This is a genomic window from Scytonema sp. PCC 10023 (genome assembly GCF_963920835.1).
Classification (GTDB): domain Bacteria; phylum Cyanobacteriota; class Cyanobacteriia; order Cyanobacteriales; family Nostocaceae; genus Kalymmatonema.
Map to the genome: position 1 here is coordinate 60,823 of NZ_CAWUDP010000052.1, position 13,536 is coordinate 74,358.

Annotated in this window: 10 protein-coding genes; 3 read left to right on the plus strand and 7 right to left on the minus strand. The window is 44.4% G+C overall.

Features of this window, described 5'->3' with window-relative positions:
- The first annotated feature begins 715 nt into the window (after positions 1-715).
- Positions 716-2,347, plus strand: coding sequence for a carotenoid oxygenase family protein (locus ACM0OZ_RS27895; RefSeq protein ID WP_414586088.1), 1,632 nt, complete (start codon positions 716-718; stop codon positions 2,345-2,347).
- A gap of 603 nt (positions 2,348-2,950) precedes the next feature.
- Here the strand turns inward: ACM0OZ_RS27895 and ACM0OZ_RS27900 are convergent.
- The gene (locus ACM0OZ_RS27900; RefSeq protein WP_414586089.1) at positions 2,951-3,832 is read right to left on the minus strand and encodes an alpha/beta fold hydrolase; all 882 of its coding nucleotides are present in this window, start codon (positions 3,830-3,832) and stop codon (positions 2,951-2,953) included.
- A gap of 98 nt (positions 3,833-3,930) precedes the next feature.
- Here ACM0OZ_RS27900 and ACM0OZ_RS27905 point away from each other — a divergent pair, with 98 nt between their 5' ends.
- The gene (locus ACM0OZ_RS27905) at positions 3,931-4,053 is read left to right on the plus strand and encodes a hypothetical protein (RefSeq protein WP_414586090.1); all 123 of its coding nucleotides are present in this window, start codon (positions 3,931-3,933) and stop codon (positions 4,051-4,053) included.
- 95 nt (positions 4,054-4,148) lie between these two features.
- On the opposite strand, the gene ACM0OZ_RS27910 is transcribed toward ACM0OZ_RS27905, so the two are convergent.
- The 6 genes from ACM0OZ_RS27910 to ACM0OZ_RS27935 all read right to left on the minus strand — a co-directional run bounded on the left by ACM0OZ_RS27910 (position 4,149) and on the right by ACM0OZ_RS27935 (position 11,951).
- On the minus strand, positions 4,149-5,093 hold the full coding sequence (locus ACM0OZ_RS27910; protein WP_414586091.1) for a protein kinase domain-containing protein: 945 nt from the start codon (positions 5,091-5,093) through the stop codon (positions 4,149-4,151).
- A 247-nt stretch (positions 5,094-5,340) separates the two neighbouring features.
- A complete protein-coding gene (locus ACM0OZ_RS27915; RefSeq protein WP_414586092.1) occupies positions 5,341-6,135 on the minus strand; it encodes a pentapeptide repeat-containing protein in 795 nt (264 codons plus the stop codon).
- Between the two features lie 10 nt (positions 6,136-6,145).
- Positions 6,146-6,787, minus strand: coding sequence for a hypothetical protein (locus ACM0OZ_RS27920; protein ID WP_069349590.1), 642 nt, complete (start codon positions 6,785-6,787; stop codon positions 6,146-6,148).
- Between the two features lie 293 nt (positions 6,788-7,080).
- On the minus strand, positions 7,081-8,604 hold the full coding sequence (gene murD / locus ACM0OZ_RS27925; protein WP_414586100.1) for a UDP-N-acetylmuramoyl-L-alanine--D-glutamate ligase: 1,524 nt from the start codon (positions 8,602-8,604) through the stop codon (positions 7,081-7,083).
- Positions 8,605-8,685: 81 nt separating this feature from the next.
- Positions 8,686-10,836 carry a glycine--tRNA ligase subunit beta gene (gene glyS / locus ACM0OZ_RS27930; protein ID WP_414586093.1) on the minus strand — a complete coding sequence of 717 codons (2,151 nt, stop codon included), beginning with the start codon at positions 10,834-10,836 and terminating at the stop codon, positions 8,686-8,688.
- Positions 10,837-11,231: 395 nt separating this feature from the next.
- Positions 11,232-11,951, minus strand: coding sequence for a hypothetical protein (locus ACM0OZ_RS27935; protein ID WP_414586094.1), 720 nt, complete (start codon positions 11,949-11,951; stop codon positions 11,232-11,234).
- A 558-nt stretch (positions 11,952-12,509) separates the two neighbouring features.
- Between ACM0OZ_RS27935 and ACM0OZ_RS27940 the strand changes: the two genes are divergently transcribed.
- On the plus strand, positions 12,510-13,536 hold a 1,027-nt coding region (locus ACM0OZ_RS27940; protein ID WP_414586095.1), incomplete at its 3' end, for a HEAT repeat domain-containing protein.

Genomic DNA, 13,536 nt, shown 5'->3' on the forward strand with positions numbered 1-13,536 from the left:
ATTGTCAAAAACCTTGATTTAGCGTTGTTTTAGCCTCGACCTAAAACTTGACTATTCAAATGAAGACATTCCCTAAAAGGGTCAAAACGTTAACCTAATGACTCAAAGTATTAATTTCTCATGGCTGTGAGCGGCATCACCAGCCTTGGGTGTTTTCCCAACTTAGGGTCAATTGTTGGTATTTTAGTTCTAACTGTTTTAGTTAGTAAATATGTACTAATACGTGTCTGCTTGTAGCCTTCTTGTGTTTGCTTAAAACAGAGAAGTAAAAAGCTGAAATCTATATAGGATAAGCTTTAAGAGCCTCTATTTCCGTTGCATAGAGGGTTGTCGGCTCAATGCCCTTGAGACACATGAGAAACAGGAGATAAGAGAATCTCCCCTAGCTTTCAACCACACTCTGCTTTTTAATGACAACCATTTTTTACGACGGCACTAATCTGTCACCAATGACAAATAATCTGTCACTGTACATTGGTGATGGCATTACGTTCATCAAAGTAGAGCGTTGATATAATATTTATTGTATTCAACAAACTTCTAAATAGAAGTTTGAATTTCATTCTGTAGCCCCAAAATGATTATTCAGCAGCTAAAAAAGTAGTGTTGTTCTTTTCCGTATGTATTTTCACAAGCCAACTTATTAGTTAATATCTTTTGCATTACACATTTGTTGAAACCTTCCCAAAGCAAAAGCGAGTAAAGGGTGTACAAGATGTCTAAAAGTGATTTGGAGCAACAAGAATTCCAAGGAATTTTTTGGGGAAAACAAGGAAAAAGTGCTGATTTGAAACAAGCACAACAGCGAGCTTGGTTTGCAGCTTTCGCCTCTCAGCCTCAAGAATTCTCCTATCAGATTTCAGAAATTGAAGGTTCTATACCAGAAACTCTTTTAAACTCTACACTTTTCCGAAACGGTCCGGGTCTTTTTGAGCGTGGAGACACAAGAGTCAAGCACTATTTAGATGGAGATGGCTATCTATGCAAAATTTCCTTTACTCCAGAAGGGAAAGCTTACTTTGATTCTAAATTTATAAGAACAGAAGAATATGTGCAAGAAGCAGTACAAAACTCTTTCTTGTACCGCTCAGCCTTTGGTATGCAAAAACCGGGTGGTCTGTTGGCAAACATATTAGATATCCATTTAAAGAATCCATCTAATACAAATATAGTTAGTTGGGGCAGCAAATTTTTATCATTGTACGAAGCAGGCATTCCTTATCTTATCGATCCATATACTCTTGACACGATAGGCAAAGGGGCTTTGAGCAATTTTCTTAGTGAGAGAACACCTATAGATACAGGTGTGTCAGCACTAAATAGCTTCCTGAATGGATGGAAAGCGATGACAGCTCATCCGCGCTTCGATCCGATCCAAGACAGAATGGTTACCTGGACATGGCATACGCGTGTAAATTTAGGACGACCAAATGAACTGGTTTTGGATATTGTTGAGTATGACCAACAATGGAAACAAAAGGCGCACACTCTGCATTCTATGATTGGAGCAGTGGTCAATCCTCATGACTTTGCTCTAACTCAGTCCTACTACATTTTTTTCGAGAATCAGTTTGAATTTGATTTTCTCCCCTATTTACTCGGATGGGAAGGTCCAGCAACTTGTCTAAAGCTCAAAAGCGACAAACCAACGCTTGTACATTTAGTACCGCGACCAGGAGGTCCTCGGGCTGGAACCGAACCACTGGTGTTTGAAACAATTCCCTGGTTTTCGATCCATCAAGCCTTTGCTTATGATACGGCTGATGGAGGTGTAGAAATTTATAGCACAGGTTGGCCATCCTCTGGTTTAAACGGAAACTTCCTCAGCAGCTGGAGTGGTTACGCTCCGAATTTTGATAACATTGCTCCAACCTACCTCTGGAAAACAACCATAGATATTCAACGCAAGAAAATTGAGCACCGCGTAGCACCTAGTACTGAGTCTCACTGTATTGACCATCCACATATCAATCCACTCCGAGAGACGCAAGATGCTCGCTATATTTATATGTCGTATTGCAACAATATTGGAGAATCTTCTCCTCCCACCGGATACATGAAGTTAGATCTCAAAACAGGCGATAAGCAGTATTGGTGGAACCACGATTTAAGCTTTACTGAGGAGCTAGTTTTTGTGCCTAGGTCAAATGCTATCAGGGAGGATGATGGATACCTTTTAGGGATGACGTATGACCACATTCATAGCGGTCGTTCCTCTCTTGTAATTATTGATGCCTCAGAAGTTGCTAAAGGTCCAATTTGCAGATTGTGGTTAAATCACCATGTACCTCATGGGTTGCATGGTTCGTGGAGTCCCAAGTATTACGGAAGCTTACACCAGCGTTAAATAGTGATAAATGGGTGCAGCAAGCAGATATTGCGATCGCCATAACTGCTTACTGCATCAGGAAAATGGATCAAGTCGATTTCAATAAGCAAAAAAGCATATAGGACTCCTGTGCAGATTTTTGAACGACACGCTTGCGGAGGGCAGTGCGAACGCAAAACCCGGATGTAGTCGGGAAAATACGGTAAGCACTGCCCACCCTACAATACTTAAGATTTTTCATAAATCCTGCGCGGATTGCTATATTGCTTTCTCATGAGGCTGAAATGCTTTCTCAAAATGCCTAATTGCTGTCTCATTTCAGTAGATAAGCCAAGCAAAAAAGCATATTGCTTTCTCATTAGGCTGAAATGCTTTCTCATTTCAGTAGATCGCGCATTCATTTTGGTGTTTTCCGCAAACAAAAAGGTATATTGCTTTCTCAAAATGCTTGATTGCTTTGCGATCGCTTACGGCATAACGACCAAGTTCACCCGCCGTCGAAAGCCGGAGCGAAACCAAGGAACGAGGGAAGCCCAGGCTGTAGGCGGTCAGGTGCAGCGCCTTGTTGTGCTGATGAGCGTAGGGATTTGGCAGCTACAAAATGCTAAGGTGAAGACCACCTTATGTAATGGACACATGAGATTTCAGTTTTGCGAGAATATCCCAAGATCTCGTCCAGAGAATCGACCCTCCTTCTTCTGGGTCAATGGTATGCGATGCGTTTGCCAGGCGCGAAGCCAAGGTCACGCCAAAATCTGGGGAGTGAACCGTGCTAGTATCGGCACCACCATACCAGAGATCCACAGGAACGGTGATGTCCTCCAACTTCACAGGCCATGAACCCAGCGCATTGACGAGATCTCGCGCGTATCCTTGTGCGCCCTGCTCAAAACCCTCCTTCAACGCCCGGTGATATGCTTCGCCCAACGTGTCACTCTCATACAACGCCCGATCGCGCTGGGCACTCATCCCTATGATTAACTGCCACAGCCCCTCCTGCGTGGCTATCTGCGAAAAGTGCTGCTCAAACGTCACAGCATCTTGTTGGACAGCAGCAATCATGCCCTCTACATCTGGATGCAAGAGCGGTCTCACACGCGGATGGGCAAGTTCGTCCTGACCCGACACAATTGCGATCGCCTTCACAAGGTTCCGTCCTGCGAGAGCGAAGGCGAACGGTGCACCTTGAGAGAAACCAACGGCGAGAACATCATGCAGATCATTGACCTGAATAAACTCCCGCGTGTCATCCACCCAAGAGGACAACGTCTTGTTAGGGTGAGCGTCGGACAAACCCAAGCCAGGTCGATCAATGGCAATAAGTTTCAAGCCGAGACCTGGGAGGTCGCTCGCCCCAAAACCAAGCCACCCGCTCATTCCAGCTCCGGAGCAAAACAAAACTGGAAGACCGTCAACAGGTCCCCATTCAGACCACGCGAGCATACGACCATCATACAGTTCCATCTTTGCCTGTCTTTCGGGTGGTGTCACAACATCGTTCATGCTATTCATTCTCCTAATCTCTTCAAAATACCAAATCTTTGAGATGGTCTTTGAGGTGACGTAGGATTCCGCCCTCAGTGCTTGACAGGTTTTGAGCGATGAGCGGACAAAAACAGATGATGGTGCGTTGCGCGTTGCGACAACGCACCCTACGGGAGGGATGCGATCGCATTTTTTGTTTATTTAAGCTTGTATATGGCTACTATAAGAATCCGGTTTGATTCTTGAACAAATTACCTACTCCTCTACCTTTCTTATTTCATGTTGCTTGTCTATATGAGTAAATTCGCAAATCAAATAGAAGTGCTATATATAACTACCATATATCGAAATTTCTATCTCCTGTGTAATCTGCTTTATGTGAAAGTGTTTGAACCATTACGTGACCGTCTTCAACCTGTCTCATTTTATCCCTGAGATCTTCTAAGCCAAGAGTTGTTACTATCTCAACCTCAGTATCCGGAAAGAGTGCGATTGTTTTACTAATTCTGACAACATCTTTTCCCAGTAACTGTCGAAGTGAATCTATATCATGTTCGCACTCAGATCTAAACTTATACGAGCGAAGCTTTAAAGGATCTAAACCAAATAAATTGGTAAGACTGTCTAGATCACTTGCTACATTAGTAAATAAGTCTAAAAAACTTCGTTCAAGTTTTGCAATGCTTTCTGGTTTGCCCAGCATTTTTCTGAATTCATCATGACCCGCTATGCCTAATTCAGAGTTATAGATTAATGAAGAAAGAATGCAATCTAGTTGCCTAATATCATAATCTAACCGTTGCTTTTTACTATCAGGCGCTAATTCCGACATGGAATTCATATAGAGAATATCAATAATCTTAACTGTGTCGTTTTGCTTTACCATGACATTCTCTTCATGTAAATCCATGTGAACTAGTCCCTGAGAATGAATATGCTTAATTCCAGCAATAATCTGTTCACCAATATGAAAAGCCTCCTTTGCTGTTGGTTTTATTTTTATTCTTTCTCGCAGTGAAACACCATCTATGTGTTCCATGACAATGCATTTTTTTTCTTTTTCCGAATTAGGGGCTAAAAGATATTCAATAGAGTAAACGTCCACGACGTTTGTGTGCTTAGCTCTCACAAGAGCTTGGGCATGTTGCAATATCGTAGATACACCTTCTCCTGATTCTCGAAGAACTTTGATAGCCACATTTCTTCCTATCTCATCGTTTCCAGCCCAAACATCTCCAAACATTCCATCACCAATAGGTTCTTTGAAGGTAATTTCCATATTGTTTCCTTACTTTAGAAATATTCACCATTTTATCCAGCAGGACATTTACCCTTAGATTGGGGTGGCAATGGTGAGGTTCAGCTTGCGTCGGATATTTGGGATAGTTGAGATAATACAACGTGGATATACAGCGGTGGGACACATCGCAGTAAATTTTGGGGAGGGCAAGCTACATGAGTAGTCCCATTGAACCAAGAATCCCCTCGCATCGACGGCAGGGGAGTTGTCAAAACTCATCGTGCGTTCAAGAGTCAGGCATAATTGTCTGGTGAAAATTTACGTCGGTGAGGTTAGCTCCCTTAAGGTTAGCTCCCCTGAGGTTAGCTCCTCTAAGATTAGCGCCTGCCAAGTTCGCTCCTGTGAGGTTAGTCCATCTCAAGTCAGCAAAGCTCAAGTCAGCCTCACTCAGGTTAGCCCGCAACAGGTATGCACCACTTAGGTGAGCGTTACTGAGATTAGCTTTGTACAGGTCGGTTTTGTAAAGGTAAGCCCCCATCACTTCCGCCTCGTACAGGTTTGCCTTGTTTAGGTCAGCCGCAATCAAGTTAGCTGCGATGAGGTTGGCATAACAGAGGTTAGCGCGGGTTAACTTTGCTGTACCCAAATCGGCATCTCTCAAGTTAGCGCCTCTCAAGTCAGTTCCAATCAGGTTAGCATCAGCGAGAATAGCGCCTTTGAGATTCACCTCACTTAAGTCAGCTCCAATCAGATTGGCATGGCTCAGATCTGCCTGTGTCAGTGTAGCACCGCTCAAGTTAGCAACACTGAAGTTAGCCCCACTCAGGTTAGCTTCAATCAGGTTGGCACCTTTGAGGTTAGCGCCATTGAGGTCAGCACCGCTGAGATTTGCTTGCACGAGTAAAGCATTACCTAGCTCCACCTTGCTCAAGTTTACAGAGTGGAGGTTAACGCCTTTGAGGTTATCGCCTTGCAGGTCAGCGGCGCTCAGATCTGGTGAAATCTGGGGATTTTTCTTTCTCCACTCAATCCATGTGACTGCACCTGCTTTGAGTAAACCCAGATGCTCAAGATTTGCCATTGTCTCTCCTTTACTCCTGACGCCCACTCTGGGAATGTATCCGACCAGCTACGCTTTCAATCGCCGTTAATGCTCCCCGAGAACCTGCAAGAATATCCCGTTCTTGTCCACCTAAGTAAAGCCGTCCAAAGCTACCTACAGGTTGAACCGCAAGGATGTTAATCGCCGCCGCTTTCTCTGCTTCATTCGCAGCCAGTGCGGCATAAGCAGCAGGCTCAACTTCTAATACATACAGCGTTTGCCCAGCCAGTAGCATTTGTCCCCGGTTCGTGCGATTGAGAAGTTGTGCTTGGTAAGCATCAATGTTGCGGATAATCTGGTTAGAAACGACACGCGGTTTGAGACATTCGTCTTTTTGGACTCCTAGTGTCGCTAAAATGGCAGCACCAGCAGCTCGCGTTTCCCCTTGGGAACTAGAATGAATTTCCAATAGACCGTACAGTCGTTCGACCACTAGTGCTCCCGGACGGACAGAAGCAGCTTTGAGAGCTACATCCGTAATCCGATTAATTTCGATACCAGGAGAGATTTCAATCCACAGCGATGAATCTCCTGGTAATGGCAAGAAACCTTGGGCTACCGTTCCCATATATGCTGCATGTTGAGGTTGCAGGCTGTCGAGAAATACGAAACTGCGTAGTTCTATTCCCAAGGTGAGGCTCTCCAGTCATGAGGGTCAAAATTATTTATTGCAATCGGTCAAGTGTAACTTTAAACTACCATAAAGCTAGATGCCAGGATTGACTCAGCCTAGTAGTTCATCGCATTAATTATGATGGTTGTATAAGTTCGTAGTAAGGACTTTAGTCCTAGAGCCTTTGAGCGATGGCAGCGCTCACTACGAAGCCTTCAAAACAAATGCGACAGACCACTAGACGGATTAGAGTCTGAAAAAATCCCCGGATTCCGCTTCGCTAAATTCGGGGAGAGATCAATTTGGGCTTGCTATTTCAACAGATCCAAACACAACTGCCGAAAATGATCACCGCGCTGTTCAAAATTGGCATACTGATCGAAACTTGCACAAGCAGGAGAGAGTAGCACCACAGGCGCTTGATACTGTTTTGCCAATTCTGCTGATCTGGGAACAGCCTTGTCCATTGTTTCTACAATTTCGTAACTGTTATATCCTTCTTCTTGCAAGCGTTGAGCAAATGCAGGTGCAGCACTCCCAATAAGCAATACTGAGGCGGCTATGTCTTTAATTTTTCCTATCCACCCAGTGTCATCACCAGGTTTGGCTTCTCCACCGGCAATTAGTACGACAGGGTTTTTAACGGATACCAAGCCAACTTCAGCAGCATCGTAATTCGTTGCTTTGCTGTCGTTAATAAAATCTATGCCTTGCCAAGTACAAATGTGTTCCAAACGATGAGGGACACCAGGGAATTCACGGATAGCGCGAGAAATTGCATCTTTATCAATTCCCGCTAAACGCGCGGCTGCAACTGACATCAGCAGATTTTGCAGGTTGTGTTCTCCCACCATTCGCAAAGCGGAAACTTCCACAATAGGTTCATCTTGTAGAGACGCGCCACCTTTTGTCTCTACAACCCAACCGTCTTCTATGTAATAGCCTTTGGAACTTATCAAATTATCTTTACCTTTGACGCTTGTCCAATAAGCATCACGCCAATCACTTTCACCCACCTTTCTTAAATATGGATCATCACCGTTAAATACTTGTATCTGCGACTGACGCAGTAGATGCGCTTTGATGTTGTAGTAGTTTTCTAAGGTTTTATGGCGACTGAGATGATCCGGTGTGAAAGTCGTCCATACGCCGATGCGAGGCGCAAGCGAAGGAGATGATTCTATTTGATAGCTGCTTACCTCTGCAATCACCCAGTCTATTTGACTGTGGGGAGATGAGGGAGATGAGGGAGATGAGGGAGATGAGGGGGATGAGGGAGAGACTCCTAATTTTGAATTTTGAATTTTGTAGACGCCCCCTGGGCGGCTTCCCGCAGGGTATTTTGAATTGATTTCTCCCCCTGCTTCCCCTGCTGTTCCTACAGCCAGGGCGACTTCGCCAGCAGCATAGCCAATATTACCGCAGGCGGGAGCGTTTAATCCTGCTTCTTCAAAAATTGCGGCAATTAAGGATGTGGTAGTGGTTTTACCGTTTGTACCAGTAATTGCTACCCAGGGTACTGATTGCAAATGTTGCCAAGCGAGTTCCATCTCTCCGATGGTTTGAATGCCCAATTCTCGTGCTTTAACTAACACAGGTACGTCCCAAGGTACGCCTGGGCTGACAACTATTAATTGAGGTAAATCTGAATTATTCAGTTCCAGGGAATATCCCAGTTTAACGGTTATTTGCTCTGCGGCAAGTTCCTGTTGTTGCTTGAGGAGGTCAAGGGAGGTGTTGCGATCGCCGATCTCCACCTCCCAACCTTCCCGTTTCAACAATCTCGCCGCAGCAATACCGGACTTTCCTAATCCAATGACGTGGCTTTTGGGCATAGACTGTGGCAGAGGTCCCTGGTTAAGCTCCATTATCGTAGCGTTTATTTCCTAAAATCACACAACTATTTTTTACTTATGCTACAAATTTTTGATGATCGCACCAAAGTCCGCTAATATACGGGCATGATTGCGAAGTAATCCGAGCAAATTTAACCGATTGCGTTTGATTTCTGGATTTGGGTCCATCACTAAAACGCTTTCTGGACCGTCAAAAAAGTTGCTGACGGTGGGGGTAATTTCCTTGAGTGCTGTTACCAACTGCCTATAATTTCGTGACTGTTGGGCGGCTTGAGTTTGCGGGACTAAATCCACAATGGCATTGTAAAAAGCTTCTTCGGATGATTTTTGGAAAAGTTCTTTGTGAACTAAAGCTTTAGGGTCAAGTTGTTTTGTATCTAAATCTCCTTGAGCCGCTAAACGAGTGGAACGATTCACCGTTTCGTAGATGTTATCTAATGTACCATCACTGCGGATTTGTTGGAGGAAAGTGGCGCGATCGCGCACATCCAATAAATCTTTTAACGCCCTTTGTGCATATTCTGGGTCATTTTCTCCCAAAACTGCATTCACCAAGTCATAATCAATGCCTTTTTCTTCTTGTAGCAGCGTCCTGATACGTTGCAGGAAAAATTCTTGCAAAGCGGCGACTAATTGATTTTTATCTTTGTTGTGTTCCTGAACAAAATCTGTTGCTATTTGCTCTAGTAACTGTTGTAAATTGATTGCTAGATTAGCCGCCCATGTAATATTAACTATCGCATTTGCAGCCCGTCGTAAGGCAAAGGGGTCAGAAGAACCCGTGGGTATCATCCCCAATCCAAAGATGCTGACTAACGTGTCAAGCCTGTCTGCCAAACCGACAACTTGTCCTACCAAAGTTTGAGGTAAAATGTCATCTGCCCCGCGAGGTAGATAATGTTCAAAAATTGCCGTGGCAACGGCTTCATCTTCTTTACTGGCTATGGCATATTTTTGTCCCATAATACCCTGTAATTCAGGAAATTCGTAGACCATCTGACTCACTAAATCAGCTTTGCACAAGTTAGCTGCTCTTTGGATGTTTTCTCGTTCTTTTTCGCTTAATTGCAGTTGTTCTGTAATTTGTTGGGCAATCTTACCAATGCGGTCTACCTTAGCACGCAACGAACCTAAATCCTCTTGGAAAGTGACTTTTTCCAACTGAGGTAAAAAGCTTTCCAAAGGTTTTTCTAAATCAGCGTCGTAGAAAAATCGACCATCGGCTAAACGTGCGCGGATAACTCTTTCATTCCCCACAGCAATGATGTCTGATTTTGTGGGGTCGCCGTTAGAGACAGTGATAAAGTTGGGTAGTAATTCTTTTGAATCTTTAGCTTTGAACACAGGAAAATAACGCTGATGACTTACCATTACAGTGGTAATCACCTCAGCGGGTAGATTCAAAAACTCTGATTCAAATTTACCGATAACTGTTGAGGGAAATTCTACGAGGTTTGTGACTTCCTCCAACAAATCTGGGTAAATCTCTGCATAGCCATCTAACTTTTGTACAGACTCTTTGACTTGCTGCGTGATGGTATTTGCCCGTTCGTCAGGATCAACTACGACATATGCAGAGCGAAGCGCCGTGATATAATCAGTAGCCTGGGCAATTGTGACGCTTTCTGGATGCAAGACGCGATGACCTTGGGAAATGCGATCGCTCTTTATCGTCTCGGAACCATTATCTAATTCAATCGGCAGCACTGCATCATCTAACAAAGCAACAATCCAGCGGATGGGACGAGAAAATGTTTTATCCCCATCACCCCAACGCATCAACCGCTTCCCTTCGAGTTTGAAAATCCACTGGGGAACAAGTTCTGTTAAAATCTCGGCAACGGGACGACCGGGAGTGAGTTTGCGTACAAAAACAAAATCCCCTTTATCAGTAGCGCGAACTTCCAAGGCGTCGAGTTCCACACCTTGCTTTTTGGCAAAGCCTTGCGCTGCTGGTGTCGGTTTCCCATCTTTAAACGCAGCTTGTGCGGGAGGACCTTTAATTTCCTCTTCGCGGTCTGGTTGTTGGGATGGTAGATTTTTGATGAGTACAGCTAAACGGCGGGGAGTCCCGTAAACCTCCACAGCATCGTAAGTGAGGCTGTTTTCTGCTAGAGTTTGGGGAATGCGCGATTTCCACTGGGCGATCGCGCTACTGAGAAAGCTTGCGGGTAATTCTTCTGTACCGACTTCTAATAAAAATGCAGGCATAGGACACTGTTGTCAAGGAAAGCGTGGCTTAACTATATTAATCAATTCAACCAGTTTACCTTGCTTGTTATGCTTGCGTTACATTGATGCTAGGTTCTTTTCTATTTCTGTTGCTTTTCTCGTCATGGCTAAACCCAAAATTCTTCAGGAAGACCGAGATTACACCTTCCGCTCATACTTTGAGATGAACGATGAACCTGATGAAATCTTAGCGGAGCTTGATGATATCATCAGTTGAAAGCTGTCTTTGCCGAGAACGAGTTATGAGTATTTTAGTAGGGATTGTTGAGAAGTCTTGAGGAGTATAACACAGGTTGGCTCTCCGGGGCACAGCAATGCTTTGTACGCCTACCATGTGGTTTGTAGTTTATGCAAATGAAAAACGGTGTATTTCTCTAAACATCACTGATTATCTTTTTTAAGATAGCATTAACATCTGTTCTTCTCAAACAGCTTCCATAGATTTCCTCAAACGATTGAATCGCTGCTTGGTATGTTTCTTGAGAATCATATTGTTTCTCAAAATATTCACCATCTTTATAACCGTATACAATGAGATTAGAATCAAGTTTTTTCAAAAATGGTTGAACGATAAGATTTTGTTTGAGACTTTGAAAATATCCAGTTATATAACCATATAAGAAGCTGAAAAAATAGTTAATTTCTTGCCTGGAGAACTCTAAAGCGAATGGCTCACGTAATTTGTCAGTATCATAATCATCTCTGCCATTTTCCAGGATTCTATATATACTGAAGTAGACAGTGCCTCGATGGTCATAAATACGCATCAAGTAAAAGAAATCTCCTATCGCCTTCTTTACCACCAGTAATATTGGAAAACAGAAAGAACCTTTCCAATCATCAAAGAAATCACTACTCTCTCCAAATAGCCACTCTAAGGTAACAAATAGTTTTGCTAAGTTCAGCCTATCCTCTTTCTCTCGTTCAAAAAGATAAAGTTCTATATAAAAGCTGTAATCATCTGCAATGGGGAGACTATTCGAGCGTAAATTCTTGTACTCTGTAGTATCCAAACTCCAAAGATGATAGTTGATTCCGCGAGAGTGCAAGTCAATTTTGTTTCGCTCTCTGAGTTGCCTAACTACCTGCTTCATAACTTTTATAGTTTATAAAATACTCTAACTCGTTCCTATGCTCTGCATGGGAATGCAGTACAGGAGGCTCTGCCTCCCAATGATTATATTGAGGTAGCAGCCCCAACAAATGCATCCCTGCTCAGAGCCAACAGCACAGCAGGCGTAAAACCTCACCCCCCAGCCCCCTCTCCGCAAGCAGAGAGGGGGAGCATTTTTTCGCCTATCGGCGGCAAACACAGCAGGCGTAAAACCTCACCCCCCAGCCCCCTCTCCGCAAGCAGAGAGGGGGAGCATTGTTTCGCCTATCGGCGGCAAACACAGTTTGCGTATTTTCTCTTTGCCAGCGTAGAGAGAGTATTTTTTCCCCTCCTCGCTTGCGGGGAGGGGTTAGGGGTGGGGTTCTCCGGAAATGGTGGGTAACAAATCCGGAATTCCCCTGAAAGGAGATGAAGATAAGTTAAAAATAAAACGCTTGCTCTCAAATAAATACAATTGTTTCTTTAAAAACATAAGTCATTTAACGACATAATATTATACCCAGAGCGGCGTCTCCCCCTCTTCCTGGCTGTGTCTCCCATGCTGAAAACTGCCCGCAAGACCAGAAAATCTCCCTTTTTCCTTTTCCCTTTCACCCTTGTCCTTGTTCTCCTCCTCTCCCTCTCTTGGGTAAATGCCAAAGAAGCACCCAAACCCAAGCCGCAAAACTGGGAGATGAACGGCATTGTAGCAGCGCTGGTAGATCCACATGCTGGAGTGAGATTGCAAGCGGCGAACAAGTTGGCGGAATATCAGCTAGATGACCCCAAGTCGCTGATTAAGAAATACAAAGTAGATGTGGATAAGCTTGGCAAGCAGCTGGAAGATAAAGACTCGGTTTCCCGTAATGCCGCAGCAAGGGCACTTGGGCGGATGCAAGCCAAAGAGTATGCCCCAAAGGTGGTCGAACTGCTCAAAGATTCTGACACAAGTGTCCGTTATGCCGCACTATCAGCACTCGGGCAGATGCAAGCCAAAGAGTATGCCCCAAAGGTGATCGAACTACTTAAAGATTCTGACACAACTGTCCGTTATGTCGCAGCAGTAGCACTCGGGCAGATGCAAACCAAGGAGTATGCCCCAAAGGTGGTCGAACTGCTCAAAGTTTCTGAATCATATGTCCGTAATGCCGCAGCAGAAGCACTCGGGCAGATGCAAGCCAAGGAGTATGCTCCAAAGCTTGTGGAACTGCTCAAAGATTCTGACTCAAGTGTCCGTGATGCCGCAGCAAAAGCACTCGGGCTGATGCAAGCCAAAGAGTATGCCCCAAAGGTGGTCGAACTGCTCAAAGATTCTGACTCAAGTGTCCGTGATGCCGCAGCAGAAGCACTCGGGCGGATGCAAGCCAAAGAGTATGCCCCAAAGATTGCCGAATGGCTCAAAGATTCTGACTCAAGTGTCCGTGATGCCGCAGTAAAAGCACTCGGGCAGATGCAAGCCAAAGAGTATGCCCCAAAGCTTGTGGAACTGCTCAAAGATTCTGACTCAGGTGTCCGTTATACCGCAGCAGTAGCACTCGGGCAGATGCAAGCCAAAGAGTATGCCCCAAAGCTTGTGGAACTGCTCA